Raw genomic sequence first — 21,397 nt, 5'->3', positions numbered from 1 at the left:
CTCTAATTGCGGCGTAAACTGCCGTTCAGCATGCATGGCGGGGTCCGCTCGCCACATCAGGAGACACCATGAACGCCCCCACCCCCGCCGCTCACCTGGCCCCCGAAGTTGCCCAACGTGCCGTGCCTGAAGCCTTTTTGACGGCCTTGAAAGCCCGCTTCGGCAACAACTGCTCCACCGCTTTGGTGATCCGCGAGCAACATGGCCGCGACGAATCGGCCTTCACGCATGTGCCGCCACCGGCTGCGGTGGTGTTTGCCGAAAACACCCAGGACGTGTCCGATGCGGTGAAACTGTGCGCCGAGCACAAGGTGCCGGTGATCCCGTTTGGCGTGGGCTCTTCGCTCGAAGGCCATTTGCTGGCGGTGCAAGGCGGCATCAGCATCGACCTGACGCGCATGAACAAGGTGCTGGCCATCAACGCCGAAGACCTGACGGTGACGGTGCAGCCGGGGGTGACGCGCAAGCAACTGAACGAAGAGATCAAGTCCACCGGGCTGTTCTTCCCGATCGACCCTGGTGCCGACGCCACGATTGGCGGCATGAGCGCCACACGCGCCAGTGGCACCAACGCCGTGCGCTACGGCACCATGCGCGAGAACGTGCTGGCCCTTGAAGTGGTGACTTCATCGGGTGAAGTGATCCGCACCGGCACCCGTGCCAAAAAATCCAGTGCGGGTTACGACCTGACGCGACTGATGGTGGGCAGCGAAGGCACGCTGGGCGTGATGACCGAAATCACCGTGCGCCTTTACCCTTTGCCCGAAGCCATCTCGGCCGCCATTTGCTCATTCCCGAGCATCGAGGCCGCGGTGCACACCGTGATCCAGACCATCCAGCTGGGCGTTCCGATTGCCCGCGTGGAGCTGATCGACCACAACACCGTGCGCATGGTCAATGCCTACGCCAAGCTGGGCCTGCGCGAAGAAGCGCTGCTGTTGATGGAATTCCATGGCTCGCCTGCGGGCGTCAAAGAGCAGGCCGAAACGGTGCAAGAAATTGCCAGCGACATGGGTGGCAACGCTTTTGAATGGGCCACCACACCCGAAGAACGCACCCGCCTTTGGACCGCACGCCACAACGCATACTTTGCGGCTGTACAAAGCCGCCCTGGCTGCCGTGCCATCAGCACCGACACCTGCGTGCCGATCAGCCGCTTGGCCGATTGCCTGCTCGACTCCATCACCGAAACCGATGCCAGCGGCTTGCCTTACTTCTTAGTGGGGCATGTGGGCGACGGCAATTTCCACTTCGGCTACTTGATCGACCCGAACAATGCCCAAGAGTGCGAAACGGCCGAGGCGCTGAACCAACAACTCGTCAGCCGCGCGCTGCGCTTGGGTGGCACCTGCACTGGCGAACACGGCATTGGCCTGCACAAGATGGACTTCTTGCGCACCGAAACCGGTGAAGGCGCAGTCGACATGATGCGCACCATCAAGCGGGCACTGGACCCGCACAACATCATGAACCCGGGGAAGATTTTCTCAATGTGAGGGCGCGCCAAGACCATCGATCCAGCAGATCAGGCGGTCAAGGCACCAACAACTGCTCAATGCGCTCGAACAGCTGTGCGGGCTCAAATGGCTTGAGCATCACACCGCTCAGGCCAGCCTGCATGAACCGCTCCAGATCCAGTGGGTTCACGTTGGCGGTCAGGCCCAACACCGGCACTTGGCTGATACGCGCCAACGGCTCTTGGCGGATGAGCCGCGTGGCGTCGATGCCGTCCATGACCGGCATGACCATGTCCATGAAAACCATGTCCACCGTTTGCGCGCGTAAAACGTCCAGGGTTTTTTGCCCGTCCACCGCCTCCAACACCACGCTGTGAGGCCATGCGTTTTGCAACACTTGCTTGAGCAAGAGCCGATTGACGGGGTGGTCGTCGGCCACCAAAAAGGTCCATGCGCGATCGGCACTTTGCAACAAGTGATGCTGCTTTTCGGTGGACTTGAGCGGCGCTGCGGCAGCCGTCAAGGGCAAACGCAGCCAAAAGCGTGAGCCCTGACCCGGCTCGCTTTCGAAGCCGATTTCGCCGCCCAACAATTGCGCTACTTTTTGCGAAATCGCCAGGCCCAGTCCGTTGCCGCCGTACAGCGTTTGTGTGTCGTTCTCGGCTTGGGTGAAGCGTTTAAAAATCTGGTCTTGCCGCTCTTTGGCAATGCCGATGCCAGTGTCCTGGACCGAAAAAGTCACGCCAGCATCGAGCTTATCCACCCGCAGCACCACCGAGCCTTGGTGGGTGAATTTGAGCGCGTTGCCCAGCAGGTTGACCAGCACTTGCATCAAGCGGTGGCGGTCGGTATGCACCCAGACAGGCAAGGTGGGGTCGAGCACCAGGCGGTAATCCAGCGCCAGGCTTTCCACGCGTGGCTTGAACAGCTCGAACGCATGTTCCGCCACAAGCCGCAGCTCAAAGGTTTCGGGCTGTATGACCAACTCACCGGTCTGCAGCTGGGAGTAATCCAAGATATCGTTGATCACCGTCATCAAGTGGTCGGCCGACTGGCGGGTGTGGTTGAGCACGTTCAGGGCTTCAGGTTTGTCCTGCACACGGCTGAGCAGCAAGGCGTTGAAGCCCAGAATGGCGTTCATGGGCGTGCGCAACTCATGGCTCACGGTCGCGATGAAATGCTCACGCATGAGGGCGGTATGTTCCAGCTCTTCACGCCTGAGCTCCAGTTCTCGCTGGTAGTTGCGGCTTTCTTCAAGTGCTTGGCGGTACAGGTGGTCGTACATCAAAGGCACCACAATCAGCACACACGTCACCAAAGAATAGGTGACGAGGGAAGACAGAACGTGCGCCATGCCGGTCTCAAAAGGCTGCACCCAACCGAGATGGTTGGCCACCAACATCGCCGTTTGCAGCGCCATCACCGCCAAGAGCCAGAAAGTTCCAGCGCGCCGACCAATCACGTAGAAAGGCGTCAGGGGCAAGATCAACAGCCAAGCCAATCGAGGAGAGTGAACACCGCCCGCGGCCCACACCGCATAAAACAAAATAAGTGCCCCCAAGCCTGTCCCCAAATGGACGGCCCAGTTCAAGGAAAACCCCTGGTTGACCAGCACCAAAAGCAAGGCCAAGCAAAAGGCCAAGCTGCTGAAGCTCACCACGGCATAGGGGTAGGGGCTGATCAGCGCATAGGTCAGCAAAACCGCGATCACCACGACCACAAAGAAAAACACATAGGGCATCTTGCCCTGCTGGTACCGAACAGGCAGGCGCCCCACCAAAGCTGGCAGATGCTGGCGAATCAAGGCGATCAGGTTCACAGCAAGCCCTCCCGGGCGAGTCTGACGTAACGACCCACCGTCGCCATCAACACCACCGCGTCCATGGGCTTGTGCAGCACATCGTTCATGCCTGCGGCCAAGCAACGTTCACGGTCCACAGGGTTGGTGTTGGCCGTGAGCGCCAAGATGGGCATGTTGGCTGCAATGGCCGGGAAATGCTGGCGAATTTGCTGCGTGACTTGCATGCCATCCATGTCCGGCATGATCATGTCGATCAGGGCGACATCGAACAGCTGCTGGTCCATCAGACTGAGGGCTTTGGCACCGCTGTCGACCGTGGTGATCGAAGCCTTGGGCCAGCATTTTTGCAATTGCAACTGGGCCACCATCAAGTTGACCTTGTTGTCGTCGACCACCAACATGTGCAGAGCCTCATCGGTCAAGCCGTCGTCTGTCATGGGCACCGACCAGTCCACCGCTTGAGCCGCTTGCAACGGGATTTCAAACCAAAAAAGTGCCCCGAGTCCTTCTTGGCTGTCCACACCGATTTGCCCGCCGTGCAGGGTCACCAGTTTTTCGCACAGCGTCAAGCCCAAGCCCGTGCCGCCATAGGCGCGGTTGGTTTGAACATCGGCATGCTCAAAGCGCCTGAAGATGTGCTGTTGACGCTCAAGGGGGATGCCCCGGCCTGAGTCTTTCACCTCAAAACGCAAACGGTCGCCTCGGGCCTTCACCGCGATCAAAACCACCCCTTGGGGCGTGAATTTGACGGCGTTGTCGACCAAGTTGTTCAGCGTCTGCAACAAACGGTTGCGGTCACCGTGCAGTCGTGCAGGCAAGTTGGCGTCCAAGGTCAATTGCAGCGTCACGTTCTTGGCTTGCGCTTTTTCAATGTGCCGTTGCCGCAGCTCATCCAGCAAAGCCTGAAGCGCAAAGTCCACGGGGTTCAAACGCAGTTTGCCCGCCTGCAGTTGCGAGAAATCCAGGATGTCGTTGACCACTTGCAACAAATGCTCGGTGGAGCGGCGAATGTGTCCCACCACGGCCAACTGCGCGGGATCATCGGCCAACTCCCGGTGCAGCACACCATTGAATCCCAAAATCACATTCATGGGGGTGCGCAATTCGTGCCCGACAGCCGCCACAAATTCGTCCTTGTGCGCCTGCGCCCGAATCAACGCTTCGTGTGTGGCTTTGAGCGCATCGTTGCGCTGGTTGAGTTTGCGCAACTGCACTTGGTGCAGGTGTTCATAAATGCGCACGCCCATCATCAGGTTCAACAGCGCCAAGACGTGGTTCAAATAGGCCCACGTCACCACCGACGAAGAGACGTTGACGTGGCTGCTCACCCCACCCAACCAAGTCACCAAGGTCAGACCCAAGATCGACAGCAGCATGACCCCGATCCACACCAGGGTGGCGGGCCGCCCCAACATCAAGAGCACCGGCACCGACAAAACATTGAGCCAAACCACGGCGGTCGAGTTGATGCCACCCGTTTGCAGGGCGGTGTAGAACGTGAGCAACACGGTCAAGGCCGTGACGGCATGGACCAAGCTGTTGAAAATGCTGCGCACGCGCACCACGGCCAACAAGCACAGCGACAACACAGACACCACCAGATTGGCCTGGGCCACCTGCTCAACGGGTGTGAAGCAATAGCCAAAAAAAGTGGTGAAACAAACCAACAACAAATAAATGGTCAGCATCTCTTGACGCAAAAAACCATCTGGGCGAAACAATGTTCGCCACAAGGCTTTTGACCATTTTTTTGCGGGCACTGGCACAGGGTTAACCGCGCAACTTCTCGATCAGGCCATTGAGCTCGTCGAGTGAGCCAAACTGGATGCTCAACTCGCCCATCTCTTCCATCTTGCCCAAGCGCTTGACGCGCTTTTTGACGCGCACCTCGACTTCGGCCATGAGCAGGTCCGACAGCTCTTCCTCCACCCGGCGAATGTCGCGTGACTTTTCTTTCTTGGGCTTTTGCGTCACCAGATTGAACTCGGCACCCAGCTTTTTGGCCAAACTTTCGGCCTCGCGCACCGACATTTTTTTGGCCGCGATTTGGTTGGCTGCGGTGATTTGTGCGGCTTTGTCCAAAGACAACAACGCACGGGCGTGGCCCATGTCCAGGTCGCCCGCCATGAGCATGGACTGCACGGGCTCAGCCAAGTTGAGCAAGCGCAGCAGGTTGCTGCCCGCGCTGCGCGAGCGACCTACGGCCTGAGCGGCCGCTTCGTGAGTAAGCCCAAACTCTTTGATCAGGCGTTGCAAGCCTTGGGCTTCTTCGAGTGGGTTGAGGTCTTCGCGCTGGATGTTCTCAATCAGGGCCATGGCCGCAGCAGCCTCGTTGGGCACGTCGCGCACCAAAACAGGCACAGAGGCCAGGCCCGCCAACTTGCTGGCCCTGAAACGCCGTTCGCCCGCGATGATCTCGTATTTGCCCGCGTTCTCGCCTTCGGAAAGCAAGCGCACAAGAATAGGCTGCATGATGCCCTGCGCCTTGATGGATTCGGCCAGCTCGTACAAAGCGCCCTCGTCCATGCGGGTGCGCGGCTGGTACATGCCCGCCACCATCTGCTCAAGCTTGAGCTGGGTGGGCACACCCGTTTCGGCCGTCATGTCGGCAGCGGGAGCATCTTGCACCTTGGGGCCCAACAAGGCTTCAAGTCCGCGGCCAAGGCCTTTGGGTTTTTTGGTGACCATGGTCAATCCTTCAAAAGTGTTTGCAAAAGCGCCTGGCCTCCTGGCCAGTCGCCCAAAGAAGAGTCGGCGTTGATGTGCCCGGCAGCGCCCAAGTCCACCCATCGGGCGCCCCAGGCATGGGCCAAAGCTTGGGCCCGCTGTGCTGTGCAATACGGGTCGTTTTGGCTGCCCACCACAATGCTGCGAAATGGCAGTGCCTGGCGCGCGATGGGCGACCAGCCGGGCAAACGGTCTTTCAACTCGGGCGCTTCGGTGTCACCGGGCGCCACCAACAAAGCACAGCGCACGCGGGCCGTGTGCCTTGAGACACCCGCCCACGCCGAGACCAAAATGCAGCCCAAACTGTGCGCCACCAACACCACCGGGCCCGGAGCGTCAATCACCGTCTCGTCCAAGCGAGCCAACCAATCGCCGCGCAAAGGGTGCAGCCAGTCGTTTTGTTCGACCACGGCGTAGCCTTGCGTGCGGGCCCAGTGCATTTGCCAATGACCGGGGCCACTGCCCTGCCAGCCGGGCAAGAGCAACACCGAAGGCGCGGCCAAAAAATCAGAGCGTGGGCGCACGTTGCACCAATTCACGGGCGAACTCGACATAGGCTTGGCTGCCCTTGGCTGAAGCGTCAAACATCACGCCCGGCAAACCGTAACTGGGCGCTTCTGCCAAGCGCACATTGCGTGGGATCACGGTGTTGAACACCTTGTCGCCAAAATGGGCCTTGAGCTGGTCGCTGACCTGCATTTGCAACGTGATGCGCGGGTCAAACATGACCCGCAGCAGGCCAATGATCTTCAGGTCTTGGTTCAGGTTGGCGTGCACCTGTTTGATGGTGTTGACCAAGTCGGTCAGGCCTTCCAGCGCAAAGTACTCGCACTGCATGGGCACGATCACGCCATGGGCCGAACACAGCCCATTGAGCGTGAGCATGGACAGCGAAGGTGGGCAATCGATCAGCACAAAATCGTAGTCGGCATCGACCACCTTCAAGGCGTTTTTCAGGCGCTGGTCGCGGTGTTCCAGCTGCACCAACTCCACTTCGGCTCCCGCCAGTTCGCGGTTCGCGCTGAGCACGTCGTAGCCACATTTTTCGGCCTTGACCACGGCTTCGGCAATGGTGGCCGACTCCAACAACACGTCGTAGACATTCAGCTCGATCGTGCGTTTGTCGATGCCCGACCCCATGGTGGCGTTGCCCTGAGGGTCCAAATCGACCAAGAGCACGCGCTGCCCCACCTTGGCCAAACCAGCGGCCAGGTTGACGGTGGTGGTGGTTTTACCCACCCCCCCTTTTTGGTTGGCAATGCAGAAAATGGTGGCCATAAATTGCGCTCAGGTTAATCAGTTCGTAGGACAGTGCGGGTCGGTGTCTGGGTTTTACTTAAAGCTATTTGGACAAAGCCAACTTGAGGCCAAAACCCACCAAGAAAAGACCTGCCACCTTCTCCAGCACGCGCCCCACCACGGGGTTGGCGCGCATGCGTTCGGCCAAATGGTGCGTCAGCAAAGCCATGCCCAAGCCATACAAAAAGGTCAAGGCCGCAATGGTCGCGGCCATCACGCCAAAGCTGATCATGCCCAAATGGGTTTGGGGGTCCACAAACAAAGGGAAGAACGCCATGTAAAAAACAATCGCTTTGGGGTTGAGCAAGGTGATGGCCAAAGCTTGCTGAAAGTACTGCCGAGGCCGAATGTTCAGCACGGGCGCATCACCGGGCTTGGCCGACAGCATTTTGAAGCCCAGCCAAGCGAGGTAGGCAGCGCCCAACCATTGAATAGCGGTGAAAGCCGAAGGGTAAGTGGACAACACCGCCGCCACCCCGGCCACCGCCAACCACATGAGCACCTGATCACCCGCAATCACCCCCAAAGTGGCCATCAAACCACCGGTCACACCACCTTTGCTGGTCGAGGTGATGAGCGCCAAATTGCCCGGCCCCGGAATAGCCAGAAACAACACGATGGCGGCAACAAACGCACTGTAGTCAGAGATACCAAAGAACATTCAAAGCTTTCGAAAAAACAAGCAGGTCAAGCGCCGCACATTACTTGGTCAACACCATCTTGAGGCCAAAACCGATCAGGCACAGGCCCGCCACTTTTTGCAACACACCGGACACCTTGGGGTTGGCGCGGATGCGCTCGGCCATGAAATGGGTCACCAGCACCACACCAAAGCAATAGACAAAACCCAGCACAGCGATCGTCAAAGCCATCACCGCAAAAGTGATCCAACCTTGGTGGTGAACCGGATCAATGAACTGTGGGAAAAAGGCCAAGTAAAACATGATGGCCTTGGGGTTGAGCAAGGTAATCAGCATGGTTTCGCGGAAGTAATGTCCAGGTGTGATCTGAATGCTGGGGCCTTCCCCCGCTTTGGCCGTGATCATTTTGTAACCCAGCCACATCAAATAGGCAGCACCCAACCACTGCAAAGCCATGAAAACCAGCGGCAAAGTCTGGAGCAAGGCAGCCACACCAGCCACCGTGAGCCACAACAACATCTGGTCGCCCACCAACAAACCCAAGACCGAGGCCAGCCCGCCCGACAAGCCACCCTTGCTGGCCGAGCTGATCAAGGCCAAGTTGCCAGGGCCCGGCAAGAACAGCAGAAGCACAAAAGCAGCGGCAAACGCACCGTAATCCGAGATGCCAAACATGGGTTTTCTTTAAAGGGGAATGGGCTGAGTGTAAGTGATGCCTTGGCGCACACGTCAAAACAAGTCGTCTTGTTTCACGTGAAACAGCCACTCACAGCCCCAAGGACATGGGTGTTTTGTGGGGGCCCACCCCTGCGGGCGAATTTCAATTGGGCGCAATGCTCGCACAAACCAAAGAAAGACGACCCGTCTGCGTTCAGCTCAGACTGCTGTCCTCAGGCATCATCCAAACCATGCAGCGCTCCACATCCAGACCCGGCACCGTCAATGGTTCCACGTGAAACACTTTGACGTCTGCTGGCAAAGCATCGATTTCGTCTTGCGGATGTTTGCCCTTCATGGCCATCCAAACCCCACCTTCGGCAAGCGCCGAGCGCGACCAGGTCACAAAGTCGGGCAAAGACGCAAAGGCGCGGGAGCAGATCACTGCGTACGGATCCGCCAAGGATTCGACCCGCGCATGGATGCCGCGCAAATTGGGCAGCTTCAGGCTGACGGCCACTTGCTGGACAAACGCGGCTTTTTTGGCCACCGTGTCCACACAGCTCACATTCAACTCGGGCATGCAAATGGCCAACACCACGCCCGGCAGGCCGCCGCCCGAACCCACATCCAGAACACGAATGGGTTGACCCTTTGTGTGCCGAGTCAAAGGTGCCACCGCCGTCAAGCTGTCCAGCAGATGGTGCGTCAACATGTCAGCAGGATCGCGAAGCGCCGTCAGGTTGTAGACCTTGTTCCACTTCTGAATGAGCGCCACATAGTCGAGCAGGCGCTGGATTTGTTCGTCCGTCAGGCTCAGGCCCAAAGCCTGCACGCCCGCACGCAGTCCGGCTTCCAAATTCAAACTCATGCCTGTACGCCCGCCTCAACCCGGTCATCGGCGGTTTGCATGAAGCCTTTGAACCCACCCTTTTTCAAGTGAATCAACAGCAACGACACACTGGCGGGCGTGATGCCCGAAATGCGCGAGGCTTGGCCCAAAGTTTCGGGCCGGTGTTTGGCCAACTTCTGGCGAGCCTCAATCGACAAAGCTGAGACCTGCAGGTAGTCCAAGTTTTCGGGCAAACGCAGGTGCTCGTAAAAAGCCGCCCTCTCCACCTCGCCTTTTTGACGGTCGATGTAACCAGAATACTTGGCAGCAATCTCAACCTGCTCAATGACCGACTCGCTCAAGTCGCCCAGCGTTTCACGTGAAACATCGGTGCTGGCCATGCGGCCACCATCGAGCGTCATCAGCGCCGGGTAACTCACATTCGGTCTTCGCAACAGATCAAACAGGTTGTGCTCGTGCTCAATGGCCTTACCCAAAACCCGCAGCGACTCTTCAGCAGGCAAGTTGCGTGGGTTCACCCAAACCGACTTCAAGCGCTCTGTTTCACGTGAAACAGCATCCCGTTTGCGGCTGAAGGTATCCCAGCGGGCATCGTCGACCAAGCCCATCTGGCGGCCGACTTCGGTCAGTCGCGCGTCGGCATTGTCTTCGCGCAGCTGCAAGCGGAATTCGGCGCGGCTGGTGAACATACGGTAAGGCTCGGTCACGCCTTGTGTGACCAAGTCGTCGACCAACACGCCCAAATAAGCTTGGTCACGCGCAGGCAACCAGGCGGCTTCGCCCCGGCATTGCAGCGCGGCATTGATGCCAGCAAACAAACCCTGGGCGGCGGCCTCTTCGTAACCGGTGGTGCCGTTGATCTGGCCCGCAAAGAACAAGCCGTTGATCTGGCGCGTCTCAAAGCTGTTCTTCAGTGAGCGGGGGTCAAAAAAGTCGTATTCGATGGCGTAGCCGGGGCGCAAGATGTGGCAGTTTTCCAAGCCTTTCATCGAGCGCACCAAGTCATACTGGATGTCAAACGGCAAGCTGGTCGAGATGCCGTTGGGGTAATACTCGTGTGTCGTCAGGCCTTCGGGCTCCAGAAAAATCTGGTGGCTGTCCTTGTCGGCAAAGCGGTTGATCTTGTCTTCCACACTCGGGCAATAACGCGGGCCCACGCCCTCGATCTTGCCGGTGAACATCGGGCTGCGGTCAAAGCCGGAGCGGATGATGTCGTGCGTGCGCTCGTTGGTATGCGTGATCCAGCACGGCATTTGCTCGGGGTGCATGGCCGCGTTGCCCATGAGACTGAACACCGGCACCCCACCGTCCGGGGTCATGCCGCCGGGCATACCGTCACCGGGTTGCTCGGTGCACTTGGAAAAGTCGATGGTCCGGCCATCCAGGCGCGGGGGCGTGCCGGTTTTCAAACGGCCTTGCGGCAGCTTGAGTTCTTTCAGGCGCGCCGACAAACTGACCGCAGGCGGATCACCCGCCCTGCCCGCCGAATAGTTCTGCAAACCCACATGGATCTTGCCATCGAGGAAAGTGCCCGCCGTCAGCACCACGGTCCGCGAACGGAAACGAATGCCCACCTGCGTGACCGCGCCCACTACACGATCGCCCTCGACCATGAGGTCGTCCACCGCCTGCTGAAACAGCCACAGGTTGGGCTGGTTCTCCAGCATGCGGCGGATCGCGGCTTTGTACAAAATGCGGTCGGCCTGGGCGCGGGTGGCACGCACGGCCGGGCCTTTGGAGCTGTTGAGGATGCGGAACTGGATGCCGCCTTCGTCGGTGGCCAGCGCCATGGCGCCACCCATCGCGTCCACCTCTTTGACCAAGTGGCCTTTGCCAATGCCGCCAATGGACGGGTTGCAACTCATCTGCCCCAGCGTCTCGATGTTGTGGCTGAGCAAAAGCGTTTTGCAGCCCATGCGGGCTGAGGCCAAAGCCGCTTCGGTTCCGGCATGGCCGCCGCCGACCACGATCACATCAAATTCTTGAGGGTAAAGCATGAAAATTCCGCCTCGGAAAAAGGCCAAAAAATGGCGCGGCCTGCGCTGTGGGCCGCCCTGCCACGGGGTCGGCTGAATCTGCTTATTTTACAGGCAGGGGCCGCCTGTTGCACTGCTGCGCTGAGGGCCCAAGGGCTTGCCGTGCGTGATTGACAAGGCGCGGCTCTTTATCGATCATGACCAAAGTTCACCGGCCCTTCGGCTCAAAACCCCTTTTATATACGAAGAAAGTCAACACCATGCGCAAGTTCATCCCAGCGGTTTTGCTGATGTGCCTTTCTTGGTGCACTGCGGTGCACGCCCAAGACAAATACCCCAGTAAACCCGTCACCATCATCGTGCCCCAAGCGGCCGGTGGTGCCAACGACGCCATCGCCCGGGTGGTGGCTCAAAAACTCACCGAGCAAACCGGGCAGTCCTTTGTCATTGAAAACCGCGTGGGTGCAGGCGGCAATGTGGGCACGGTGGCCGCCGCCAAGGCCAAGCCCGATGGCTACACCCTGATGATCACCGCCGACAGCGCACAAGTCATCAATCCGTTTTTGTACCAGCGTGCAGGCTTTGACCCGGTCAAAGATTTCGAACCTGTGGCCCCCCTGGCCCGTGCGGGTTATGTGTTGGTGGCCAACCCCAGTTTTCCGGCCAACAACATGGCCGAGCTGATCGCCTTGGCCAAAGCCAATCCGGGCAAGTTTGAAATTGCCTCAGCGGGCAACGGCACACTGAACCACCTGATTGGCGAAATGCTGCAAAAAGCCACCGACATCAAACTTCAGCACATTCCCTACAAAGGCGCAGCTGCCGCGGCCACCGATGTGGTCAGCGGTCAAGTGCCCTTGTCGGTCCAAAGCATGCCTTCCTCGATCGCTTTTGTCCGTGCGGGCAAGCTCAAAGTGCTGGGGGTCGTCAATGAAAAGCGCGTCTTGGCCTTGCCCGATGCACCCACGATCGGCGAAACCGTCAAAGGTTTTGGTGCCACACCTTGGTATGGCATGTTTGCCCCTGCCGGCACCCCCAAAGAGCTGGTTCAGTTTGTGCAAAACGAAGTGGCCAAGGCCTTGGACAGTGCCGAAGCCAAAGACCGTTTGGCCACCCTGGGTTGCGAGCCTTTCAAAGGCACCTCTGCCCAACTGGCAAGCGTCGTTCGGGACGATTTGGTGCGCTGGTCTCGCATCGTCAAAGAATCGGGTGCCCGGGTGGACTGAGGGGCACGTCACCACAAGCCTCACGCTTAAAAATTCTGTCTCCCAAAGCTAGCGCCTCTGGACAACACGCCCCTACACTGCGACTTATTCATCCAAAGCAGGACACGCAACATGAACGCCCCTTTGCCCGACGCGATTCGCCAAGCACTTGAGACGGTGACGCTGGACGACAAATACAGCCTCGATGTCGGACGCGCCTTCATGAGTGGCGTGCAAGCTTTAGTCAAGCTGCCCATGTTGCAGCGCCAACGCGATGCCTTGCAAGGCAAAAACACAGCGGGCTTCATCAGCGGTTACCGGGGTTCACCCTTGGGCAGTTACGACCAATCATTGTGGAAGGCCAAAGACCATCTCAAGGCCCAGCACATCGTGTTCCAACCCGGCGTCAACGAAGAGCTGGCCGCCACCGCTTTGTGGGGCACGCAGCAACTGGGTTTTGCGCCGCCCGGCACCAACAAGTTTGATGGCGTGTTCGGCATCTGGTACGGCAAAGGCCCCGGCGTGGACCGTTGCTCCGATGTTTTCAAACACGCCAACATGGCGGGCACCACCCCTTGGGGTGGCGTGCTGGCTGTGGCGGGCGATGACCATGTGGCCAAAAGCTCCACCGCTGCGCACCAGAGCGACCACATCTTCAAGGCTTGCGGCCTGCCGGTGTTTTTCCCGGCCAGCGTGCAAGACATCCTGGACCAAGGCTTGCACGCCTTGGCCCTGAGCCGCTTTGCAGGCATCTGGTCGGGCATGAAGACGATCCAGGAAATCGTCGAGTCGAGTGCCACCGCGCACATCGACCCCGAGCGCGTGCAAATCGTGCTGCCTGAATTCGTCATGCCGCCCGGTGGCGTGCACATCCGCTGGCCCGACACCGCGCTCGAACAAGAAGCGCGTTTGTTCGATTACAAGTGGTATGCGGCACTCGCCTACATCCGTGCCAACAAGCTCAACCACAACGTTATTCAGGGACCCAACGACCGATTCGGCCTGATCGCCAGCGGCAAGGCTTACAACGACACACGCCAAGCTTTGCTCGATTTGGGCCTGGACGACGCCACCTGCCAACGCTTGGGCATACGGGTGCACAAAGTGGCCGTGGTGTGGCCCCTCGAAGCGCACACCACCCGCGAGTTTGCCACCGGCCTGCGCGAGATTTTGGTGGTCGAAGAAAAACGCCAGGTCATCGAATACCAACTCAAAGAAGAGTTGTACAACTGGCGCGACGATGTCCGTCCCACCATCGTGGGCAAGTTCGACGAAGCCGATGGCGACACCTCGGGCGGCGAGTGGTCAACGACCAACCCGACCGAACGCACTTTGCTGCGGGCCAACGCCGATCTGACACCGGCCATCATTGCGCGGGCCATTGCCAAGCGTTTGAAAAAACTGGGTGTCGACGCGGATACCACCGCCCGCATCGATGCCCACTTGGCTGTTCTGGACGCCAAAGAAACCTCCCTGCAAACCTTGACCTTGGGTGCCGCCGCTGACCGCACCCCATGGTTCTGTTCAGGTTGCCCGCACAACACCTCCACCAAGGTGCCCGAAGGCTCGCGCGCCATGGCCGGCATTGGTTGCCACTTCATGAGCCTTTGGATGGACCGCAGCACGACGGGCTTCACCCAGATGGGTGGCGAGGGCGTGCCATGGACAGGCCAGCAACCCTTCTGCACCGACCAGCACATTTTTGCCAACATTGGCGACGGCACTTATTTCCACAGCGGCATTTTGGCGGTGCGCCAGAGCGTGGCTTCGGGTGTGAACATCACCTACAAAATTTTGTACAACGATGCCGTCGCCATGACGGGCGGCCAAGCCATCGGCGAACGGTCTGAGGGCCACAGCGTGGTGCAGATCGCCATGAGCATGAAGGCCGAAGGTGCGCAGCGCATCGTGGTGGTCACCGACGAACCTGAGAAATACGAGGGCGTGGCCTTGGCCGAAGGCGTACGCGTGTTCCACCGTGATGAGCTCGACCGCATTCAGCGCGAAATGCGAGAGATCAAAGGCACCACCGTCATCATTTACGACCAGACCTGTGCCACCGAAAAACGCCGCCGCCGCAAGCGCGGCACCATGGTCGACCCTGCCGTGCGTGTGATGATCAACGAAGAGGTGTGTGAAGGTTGTGGTGACTGTGGCGTGCAGTCCAATTGCCTGTCGGTCGAACCTCTTGAAACGCCTTTGGGACGCAAGCGCACCATCAACCAAAGCACTTGCAACAAAGACACCAGCTGCCTCAAAGGCTTTTGCCCCAGCTTTGTCACCGTGGAAGGCGGCACGTTCAAAAAGAAAGCCACGTCCAGCACGCCTGCCTTGAACCCACCCATGCTGGGTGCTTTGCCTGAGCCAAAACTGCCCATCATCGACCAACCCTGGGGCATGGTGGTGGCGGGTGTGGGTGGCACGGGTGTCATCACCATCGGCCAGTTGCTGGGCATGGCCGCGCACATGGAAGGCAAAGGCATCGTCACGCAAGACTCGGCAGGCTTGGCGCAAAAAGGCGGCGCAACTTGGAGCCACATCTTGGTGGCCAACACCCAAGACGAAATTCGCACCACCCGTGTGAGCATGGCGGCCGCTGATCTGATCATGGGCTGCGACCCCATCGTCAGCGCTTCCAAAGAAACCACCTTGCGCATGCGGCCAGGTCGCACGCATGTGGCTTTGAACAGCAACAGCACACCCACTGCCGCTTTTGTGAAAAACGGCAACTGGCAAAACCCAGCCGAGCAATGCGTGGCTGAAATTTCAGCCCAAGTGGGTGCAGAAGCGGTGGGCGCTTTTGATGCCGACATGCTGGCCAAACAACTGATGGGCGACACGATTTATGTGAACCCCATGATCTTGGGTTACGCCTGGCAAAAGGGTTGGGTGCCCTTGCACCGTGAATCTTTGGTGCGGGCCATCGAGCTCAACGACGTGCAGGTCAAGAACAACCTGGCCGCTTTTGAGTGGGGACGCCACGCCGCGCACCAAATGCCTGCATTGATGGCCCAAATGCAACCTGCACAAGTGATCCAGTTCAAAAAGCGTGACAACTTGGATGAGCTGATTGCAGACCGCACAGCCCGTTTGACCGACTACCAAGACGCGACGTACGCACAGCTTTACCAAAGCATTGTGGCCCGTGTTCAAGCCACCGAAGCCCCTCTGGGCAAAACCTTGCTCAGCGACACCGTGGCGCGTCAGTTGTACCGCTTGATGGCCTACAAAGACGAATACGAAGTGGCCCGCCTGCACACACAAACGGGCTTCATGGAACGCATTCAGAACAGCTTTGAAGGCGACTTCAAGGTGCACTACCACTTGGCCCCGCCCCTTTGGGCCAAGCACAACAGCCAAGGCGAATTGGTCAAACGCAAGTTTGGCCCCATCATGTTGACCGGTTTCAAAATCTTGGCCAAATTCAAAGGCTTGCGCGGCACCAAACTCGATTACTTTGGCAAAACCGAAGAACGTCAAACCGAGCGTGCCTTGATTCGGGAATACATGGCGCACATCGATGTCGTGCTGGACAACTTGACCGCCGATTCACACGCCCATGCGGTGAGCGTGGCGCGTGTGCCTGAAAACATCAAGGGTTTTGGCCACGTCAAAGAACGCAACGTCCGTGCAGCACGCGCTTTGTGGGCCTCACTGAGCGCCCAGTAACACAAGGGCACCATAAAAAAACCATCGCCTTTTTCAAGGCGATGGTTCATGTGGGATTTGGTAGAAAAAAGATCAGCGTGCGTCGGGCAACTCGATCTTAACTTCCAGCACTTCCAAATTGTCTTGACGCTCCAAATTGACTTTGATGTCGTTGGGGTTGATCTTGATGTACTTGCTGATCACCGCCACCAACTCACGTTGCAAATCGGGCAGGTAATCGGGCTCAGCGGCATTGCGGCCACTGCGCTCGTGCGCCAAGATGATTTGCAGGCGCTCTTTGGCCACACTGGCGGTTTTCTTCTTTTCGCCCAGGAGGAAGGAAAGAAACGACATGGTTCACTTGCCTCCAAACAAACGTTTGAAGAAACCGGGTTTTTCAGCTTCAATGAAGCGCATCGGCTTGTCTTCACCCAAGAAGCGATCGATCACGTCTTTGTAGGCTTCAGACACATCGCTGTTGGCCATGTGGATCGCAGGGGTGCCTTGGTTGGACGCCTGCAACACGTTTTCGCTTTCAGGAATCACACCCAGCAGCTTGATGCGCAAAATGTCCTGAATGTCTTGCAGCGACAGCATCTGACCTTCTTCAACCCGGTTGGGGTTGTAACGGGTGATCAAGAGGTGCTCTTTGATCGGGTCCAAGCCTTCGATGGCGCGTTTGGTTTTGCTGCCCAACATGCCCAAAATACGGTCTGAGTCACGCACCGAAGACACCTCAGGGTTGGTCACCACCAAGGCTTCGTCGGCAAAGTGCATGGCCATCAAAGCACCTGTCTCGATGCCTGCAGGCGAGTCACAAACGATGTACTCAAAACCCATGCCGCTCAGGTCGTTCAAAACCTTTTCGACACCTTCTTGAGACAAAGCATCTTTGTCACGGGTTTGCGAGGCGGCCAACACAAACAGGTTGTCGCATTGTTTGTCTTTGATGAGGGCTTGGTTCAAGTTGGCTTCGCCCTGGATCACATTGATCAGGTCATACACCACTCGGCGCTCACAGCCCATGATCAGGTCCAGGTTGCGCAGACCCACATCAAAGTCAATGACAGCGGTTTTAAAACCCCTGAGTGCCAGGCCAGTGGCGAAACTGGCGCTGGTCGTGGTTTTGCCCACGCCGCCTTTGCCAGAGGTCACAACAACGATTTTTGCCATGGAGAAACTTTCTTGGACTCGATTGAAAAAATTAAGACTTAAGGGGGGTGATCAGCAATTTGTCCCCATCGGGGCCAGATTGCAAACTCACCTGAGCCACTTGACCCAGTACTTCTTTGGGCAAGGCATTTTCGCTGGTGCGGTAAACACCTGCGATGGAAATCAATTCGGGCTCCATCACCTGGGCAAAAATTTGAGCCTGTGTGTTGCCGCGGGCACCCGCAATGGCTTTGCCACGCAAAGCACCATAAACATGGATGTGCCCATCGGCAATCACCTCAGCACCTGCGTTGACCATGGCCAGAACAATCAAATCCCGGCCTTTGGCATACACCTGCTGACCCGATCGCAAGGGTTTGTCAACGACCATGGCCCCCAAAGGCGCAGCCATGGGAGGCGGAGAAACAGCTGGCACAGGTTCGCGAGGCGCTGCTGCTGCTGGAGATGCCTCTTCAACCAGCACAGAACGCCGAATGCGGGCATCTGAAGCATCGACCAAGCCCAATCCCTTGGCTTTCACCAAGAGCGCCTCCTGGGCCCCTTTGATGGCCAAAGGCACAAATTGGTGTTCACGCAAAACAGACAACAGCGCTTCCAAATCGAGCATTTGGTCGGGCTCAAGACCCAAAGCAGTCACATCTACCACCACCGGATCTTGGTCAAAAAACCCAGGGGTTTCGGCCATTTGTTGCTTTAAAGCGAACGAAACAGCTTGAATGTCGGTGGTTTTGAGCACCAAAGCCAGCAAGGACAAATCAGCGCTTTTGATGTCGTAACAGGGTTGAGAAGGGTCTTCTGAAACGATCGCCATGGTGCAGTCTGGGATGGAAAGACGCAAATCTTAACAGCGCACTTCTTCTTTGCTATCTCTCTATAGTTTTATATCTTTAAATAGTCGTAGTAGTAAGGGGAGCGCTTTTCTGTGTACAAGTCGGTTTTATTGAGCACTGACATGGACTTACCTTGCTTTTAAGGATGTGTGTGACTCTGGTTTTTTGGTGTCACGACAAAATGAACAACTTTAAAAAGACAGACCAAGCTGTGGATAACTTGTCTTTTCCATGGAATCTGTCCACAGCTTTGTCCCAGAAATTTTTAGACACCGATCAGCCACTGAATGAGCCCTTTGGCCACAAAGCCCAACATCCCAAAAGCCAAACCCAGAAAAATGACAAAAGTTCCGAACTTGCCAGCTTTTGAAGCCCAAGCCAATTGCCCAACAATGAAAAGCATGTAAAGCATGAAAAGCCCAATGCCGACGGTCAGACCAAACCGGGCAAATTGTTCTTCGTTGAATCCAAACATGGTCACAACTTACCCCTCATTGGCTTGCAAACGGTTGACATGGGTCAAACCAGAAATATGGCAACAGATGGACCATTCACATCAGCGTCCGAGCATGTCGAGCGTCAACCCTTGTTGAAAGGGCATCACTCTGAGACCCGGTAACCTTCTTCAGTGATGGCTTGGGCCAAAACGTGACGGTCTTTTTCTGAATCGACTTGTACTTTGTTTTGGAGGCGATCGATCACCACCTTGGCCTGAAGATCCAAGGCCACCAATGCTTTGGTGACCGCTTTTTCGCAATGCCCGCAGGTCATGCCTTCAACAGTGAAAATATGGTTCATCTGACATCCTTTCAAAAGACCCTTATGGGTTCAGTCAAAGCATAGACCAACCAGGGCTTCATGCTATGACACAGATCAAAACCGAACCCCCCATCATTTACGACATTGGTATTGGTGGCATGACCTGCGCGTCATGTGTGGCGCGGGTTGAGAAAGCCCTGAAAAAAATGCCGGGCGTTTTGAGCGCCACGGTCAACTTGGCCACCGAATCTGCCCGCATCCAAGTGACTTCTGCAGAAGTGACCGATGCGCGTTTGCGACGCGCTGTGCGCGATGCGGGGTACGAGCCCCGAACACCCGAAGCGCAGTTTGAAACAGGACGTGACTCGGCCTGGAAAGGCTTCATGCCCGTGGGCATGGGCTTGCTGTTGACCACGCCCTTGGTGCTGCCCATGTTGGGTGAGATATGGGGACTGCACTGGATGCTGCCCGCCTGGTTGCAATTTGCCTTGGCCACGCCCGTGCAATTTGTTCTGGGTGCTCGCTTTTACAAGGCCGGTTGGCACGCCCTCAAGGCACTCACAGGCAACATGGATTTGCTGGTGTCTTTGGGCACCACGGCAGGTTGGGCTTTGTCGGTTTGGCTGTGGCTCACAGCGCACGCAGGCCACACCCCCCACCTGTACTTTGAAGGTTCGGCCGTGGTCATCACCCTGGTGATGTTGGGCAAATGGCTGGAGACGCGTGCCAAGCGCCAAACCACCGAGGCCATTCGCGCTTTGCACGCCTTGCGTCCAGACAAAGCACATTGGCTGGGCGAAGACGGCGAGGTCGATGTGCCCGTGGACGAAATTTTGGTGGGCGACCAAATTGTGGTGCGCCCCGGGGAGCGCTTTCCACTCGATGGTGAACTGTTGGAGGGGCAAACCCAAGTCGATGAGTCCATGCTGACAGGCGAGCCTTTGCCGGTGAGCAAAGCACCCGGCGCGGCCTTGACTGGAGGATCAATCAATGGCGAAGGGCGCGTCGTCATGCGCGTCACGGCCGTCGGACGCGAAACTGTGCTATCGCACATCATCCGTTTGGTGGAAGACGCTCAAGCTGGCAAAGCGCCCATTCAACGCTTGGTCGATAAAGTGGCCGAGGTCTTTGTGCCGGTGGTCCTGTTGGTTGCCCTGCTCACTTTAGGCACCTGGATGGCACTGGGGGCCAGCTTTGAAACCGCGCTCATTCACGGGGTGGCGGTGCTGGTGATTGCGTGCCCCTGTGCCTTGGGTTTGGCCACCCCAGTGGCCATCATGGCGGGCACAGGCGTAGCGGCCAAACATGGCATTTTGATCAAAGACGTGCAAGCACTGGAGCTGGCGCACCGCGTGCAAACCGTGGCCTTTGACAAAACCGGCACCCTCACCGTGGGCCAACCGCGCTTGCTGGCCCTTGTGCCCGCGTCCGGCCACGAGGCAACAACAATTTTGGCCTTGGCCGCACGCGTGCAAAGCGGCAGCGAACACCCCTTAGCGCGTGCGGTGGTGAGCGCCGCAGAAAAGCAGGGCCTGACAGGCCCCACCGCGCAAGACTTGCAAGCGGTACCCGGCAAAGGTGTGCTGGCCAAGGTAGACGACAGGCAACTGTTACTGGGCAGTTTGCGTTGGCTGCAAGAAGAAGGGTTGGACATTGGCGTTTGGCAAACAGACATCGATGCTTTGCATGCGCAAGGCGCGAGCCTATCGGCTTTGGCCGAGCGCACCGATGTGGGTTTGCAGCCCCTCCTGCTCATGGGTTTTGGCGACGAGCCCAAAGTGGGCGCGGCACAAGCTTTGACGGCACTGCGCGATCGTGGCCTCAAGCTGGTGATGATTTCGGGTGACAACCAAGCCGCTGCCGAGGCCATGGCACGCCGCCTGGGCCTGCGCCCCGAAGCCGGTGAGGTGCTGGCCGATGTGCTGCCCGGCGACAAGTCGGAACAGGTACAAAAACTGCGTGCGGGTGGCCAGGTCGTGGCCATGGTGGGCGACGGCGTGAACGACGCGCCCGCGCTGGCTGCCGCCGACGTGGGCATGGCCATGGGCAATGGCACCGACGTGGCCATGCACGCGGCGGGCATCACCCTGATGCGCGGTGATGTGGCACTGGTGGGAGCAGCGCTCGACATTTCGGCGCGCACCGTGGCCAAGATCCGGCAGAACCTGTTTTGGGCTTTTGCCTACAACGTAGCGGGTATTCCTTTGGCCGCCTTGGGCTACCTCAACCCCATGATGGCGGGCGCCGCCATGGCGCTCAGCTCGGTCAGCGTGATGGCCAATGCCTTGCTGCTCAAGCGTTGGAAACCCAAGGACTGAGGCAACAAGGAAAGGCGTTCACAAGACGAGACGCCCAATGTCTGTTGGCGATG

At 58.1% G+C, this 21,397-nt stretch carries 18 protein-coding genes; 4 read left to right on the top strand and 14 right to left on the bottom strand.

The features are described from left to right. The first annotated feature begins 68 nt into the window (after positions 1 to 68). Positions 69 to 1,496, top strand: coding sequence for an FAD-binding oxidoreductase (locus tag B9Z40_RS08020; protein ID WP_100172673.1), 1,428 nt, complete (start codon positions 69 to 71; stop codon positions 1,494 to 1,496). Positions 1,497 to 1,533: 37 nt separating this feature from the next. Here the strand turns inward: B9Z40_RS08020 and B9Z40_RS08015 are convergent, their stop codons facing one another. From B9Z40_RS08015 to mnmG, 9 genes are all read right to left on the bottom strand, one after another. Further along, on the bottom strand, positions 1,534 to 3,276 hold the full coding sequence (locus tag B9Z40_RS08015; protein WP_100172672.1) for an ATP-binding protein: 1,743 nt from the start codon (positions 3,274 to 3,276) through the stop codon (positions 1,534 to 1,536). Further along, positions 3,273 to 4,946, bottom strand: a complete 1,674-nt coding sequence (locus B9Z40_RS08010; RefSeq protein WP_143473938.1) for an ATP-binding protein — start codon at positions 4,944 to 4,946, stop codon at positions 3,273 to 3,275. The genes B9Z40_RS08015 and B9Z40_RS08010 overlap by 4 nt, the downstream gene beginning before the upstream one ends. 82 nt (positions 4,947 to 5,028) lie before the next feature. After that, the gene (locus B9Z40_RS08005) at positions 5,029 to 5,946 is read right to left on the bottom strand and encodes a ParB/RepB/Spo0J family partition protein (protein ID WP_100172670.1); all 918 of its coding nucleotides are present in this window, start codon (positions 5,944 to 5,946) and stop codon (positions 5,029 to 5,031) included. Between the two features lie 2 nt (positions 5,947 to 5,948). Beyond that, complete coding sequence (locus tag B9Z40_RS08000) at positions 5,949 to 6,509, bottom strand: RBBP9/YdeN family alpha/beta hydrolase (RefSeq protein WP_369823420.1); 561 nt, start codon at positions 6,507 to 6,509, stop codon at positions 5,949 to 5,951. Next, positions 6,493 to 7,263 carry a ParA family protein gene (locus B9Z40_RS07995; protein WP_100172668.1) on the bottom strand — a complete coding sequence of 257 codons (771 nt, stop codon included), beginning with the start codon at positions 7,261 to 7,263 and terminating at the stop codon, positions 6,493 to 6,495. Before B9Z40_RS07995 ends, B9Z40_RS08000 begins: the two co-directional genes overlap by 17 nt. Positions 7,264 to 7,327: 64 nt before the next feature. Next, a complete protein-coding gene (locus tag B9Z40_RS07990) occupies positions 7,328 to 7,945 on the bottom strand; it encodes a LysE family translocator (protein WP_100172667.1) in 618 nt (205 codons plus the stop codon). A gap of 40 nt (positions 7,946 to 7,985) precedes the next feature. After that, positions 7,986 to 8,600: a LysE family transporter gene (locus B9Z40_RS07985; protein ID WP_100172666.1), complete on the bottom strand. Its 615-nt coding sequence runs from the start codon at positions 8,598 to 8,600 to the stop codon at positions 7,986 to 7,988. A gap of 196 nt (positions 8,601 to 8,796) precedes the next feature. Beyond that, positions 8,797 to 9,453, bottom strand: coding sequence for a 16S rRNA (guanine(527)-N(7))-methyltransferase RsmG (gene rsmG, locus B9Z40_RS07980; RefSeq protein WP_100172665.1), 657 nt, complete (start codon positions 9,451 to 9,453; stop codon positions 8,797 to 8,799). After that, positions 9,450 to 11,432 carry a tRNA uridine-5-carboxymethylaminomethyl(34) synthesis enzyme MnmG gene (mnmG, locus tag B9Z40_RS07975; RefSeq protein WP_100172664.1) on the bottom strand — a complete coding sequence of 661 codons (1,983 nt, stop codon included), beginning with the start codon at positions 11,430 to 11,432 and terminating at the stop codon, positions 9,450 to 9,452. Before mnmG ends, rsmG begins: the two co-directional genes overlap by 4 nt. A gap of 239 nt (positions 11,433 to 11,671) precedes the next feature. On the opposite strand from mnmG, the gene B9Z40_RS07970 reads away from it, so the two are divergent. Together B9Z40_RS07970 and B9Z40_RS07965 are read left to right on the top strand one after the other, a co-directional pair. After that, a complete protein-coding gene (locus tag B9Z40_RS07970) occupies positions 11,672 to 12,637 on the top strand; it encodes a tripartite tricarboxylate transporter substrate binding protein (RefSeq protein ID WP_100172663.1) in 966 nt (321 codons plus the stop codon). Between the two features lie 111 nt (positions 12,638 to 12,748). After that, positions 12,749 to 16,285, top strand: a complete 3,537-nt coding sequence (locus tag B9Z40_RS07965; RefSeq protein WP_100172662.1) for an indolepyruvate ferredoxin oxidoreductase family protein — start codon at positions 12,749 to 12,751, stop codon at positions 16,283 to 16,285. A gap of 72 nt (positions 16,286 to 16,357) precedes the next feature. Here the strand turns inward: B9Z40_RS07965 and minE are convergent, their stop codons facing one another. The 5 genes from minE to B9Z40_RS07940 all read right to left on the bottom strand — a co-directional run bounded on the left by minE (position 16,358) and on the right by B9Z40_RS07940 (position 19,065). After that, on the bottom strand, positions 16,358 to 16,618 hold the full coding sequence (gene minE, locus B9Z40_RS07960; RefSeq protein WP_100172661.1) for a cell division topological specificity factor MinE: 261 nt from the start codon (positions 16,616 to 16,618) through the stop codon (positions 16,358 to 16,360). A 3-nt stretch (positions 16,619 to 16,621) separates the two neighbouring features. Then, positions 16,622 to 17,437 (bottom strand): septum site-determining protein MinD, encoded by an 816-nt coding sequence (gene minD / locus B9Z40_RS07955; protein ID WP_100172660.1) that lies wholly within the window; start codon positions 17,435 to 17,437, stop codon positions 16,622 to 16,624. Positions 17,438 to 17,468: 31 nt separating this feature from the next. Then, positions 17,469 to 18,248, bottom strand: coding sequence for a septum site-determining protein MinC (minC, locus tag B9Z40_RS07950; RefSeq protein WP_100172659.1), 780 nt, complete (start codon positions 18,246 to 18,248; stop codon positions 17,469 to 17,471). A gap of 284 nt (positions 18,249 to 18,532) precedes the next feature. Next, complete coding sequence (locus B9Z40_RS07945; RefSeq protein WP_100172658.1) at positions 18,533 to 18,742, bottom strand: DUF2788 domain-containing protein; 210 nt, start codon at positions 18,740 to 18,742, stop codon at positions 18,533 to 18,535. Between the two features lie 125 nt (positions 18,743 to 18,867). After that, positions 18,868 to 19,065 (bottom strand): heavy-metal-associated domain-containing protein, encoded by a 198-nt coding sequence (locus tag B9Z40_RS07940; protein ID WP_100172657.1) that lies wholly within the window; start codon positions 19,063 to 19,065, stop codon positions 18,868 to 18,870. 65 nt (positions 19,066 to 19,130) lie between these two features. Here B9Z40_RS07940 and B9Z40_RS07935 point away from each other — a divergent pair, with 65 nt between their 5' ends. Then, positions 19,131 to 21,344, top strand: a complete 2,214-nt coding sequence (locus B9Z40_RS07935) for a cation-translocating P-type ATPase (protein ID WP_100172656.1) — start codon at positions 19,131 to 19,133, stop codon at positions 21,342 to 21,344. Positions 21,345 to 21,397 lie beyond the last annotated feature (53 nt).

It is taken from the genome of Limnohabitans sp. 15K, assembly GCF_002778285.1.
GTDB lineage: Bacteria > Pseudomonadota > Gammaproteobacteria > Burkholderiales > Burkholderiaceae_C > Limnohabitans_A.
Note: the sequence above shows the minus strand (reverse complement) of the source record. Positions and strands in the feature narration are given on the sequence as shown.

Coding starts and splice junctions, on each gene's coding strand:
- B9Z40_RS08020 (WP_100172673.1), top strand. CDS start 69: ATGAACGCCCCCACCCCCGCCGCTCACCTGGCCCCCGAAGTTGCCCAA.
- B9Z40_RS08010 (WP_143473938.1), bottom strand. CDS start 4,946: ATGCTGACCATTTATTTGTTGTTGGTTTGTTTCACCACTTTTTTTGGC.
- B9Z40_RS08005 (WP_100172670.1), bottom strand. CDS start 5,946: ATGGTCACCAAAAAACCCAAAGGCCTTGGCCGCGGACTTGAAGCCTTG.
- B9Z40_RS07995 (WP_100172668.1), bottom strand. CDS start 7,263: ATGGCCACCATTTTCTGCATTGCCAACCAAAAAGGGGGGGTGGGTAAA.
- B9Z40_RS07990 (WP_100172667.1), bottom strand. CDS start 7,945: ATGTTCTTTGGTATCTCTGACTACAGTGCGTTTGTTGCCGCCATCGTG.
- B9Z40_RS07985 (WP_100172666.1), bottom strand. CDS start 8,600: ATGTTTGGCATCTCGGATTACGGTGCGTTTGCCGCTGCTTTTGTGCTT.
- rsmG (WP_100172665.1), bottom strand. CDS start 9,453: ATGAGTTTGAATTTGGAAGCCGGACTGCGTGCGGGCGTGCAGGCTTTG.
- mnmG (WP_100172664.1), bottom strand. CDS start 11,432: ATGCTTTACCCTCAAGAATTTGATGTGATCGTGGTCGGCGGCGGCCAT.
- B9Z40_RS07970 (WP_100172663.1), top strand. CDS start 11,672: ATGCGCAAGTTCATCCCAGCGGTTTTGCTGATGTGCCTTTCTTGGTGC.
- B9Z40_RS07965 (WP_100172662.1), top strand. CDS start 12,749: ATGAACGCCCCTTTGCCCGACGCGATTCGCCAAGCACTTGAGACGGTG.
- minE (WP_100172661.1), bottom strand. CDS start 16,618: ATGTCGTTTCTTTCCTTCCTCCTGGGCGAAAAGAAGAAAACCGCCAGT.
- minD (WP_100172660.1), bottom strand. CDS start 17,437: ATGGCAAAAATCGTTGTTGTGACCTCTGGCAAAGGCGGCGTGGGCAAA.
- minC (WP_100172659.1), bottom strand. CDS start 18,248: ATGGCGATCGTTTCAGAAGACCCTTCTCAACCCTGTTACGACATCAAA.
- B9Z40_RS07945 (WP_100172658.1), bottom strand. CDS start 18,742: ATGTTTGGATTCAACGAAGAACAATTTGCCCGGTTTGGTCTGACCGTC.
- B9Z40_RS07940 (WP_100172657.1), bottom strand. CDS start 19,065: ATGAACCATATTTTCACTGTTGAAGGCATGACCTGCGGGCATTGCGAA.
- B9Z40_RS07935 (WP_100172656.1), top strand. CDS start 19,131: ATGACACAGATCAAAACCGAACCCCCCATCATTTACGACATTGGTATT.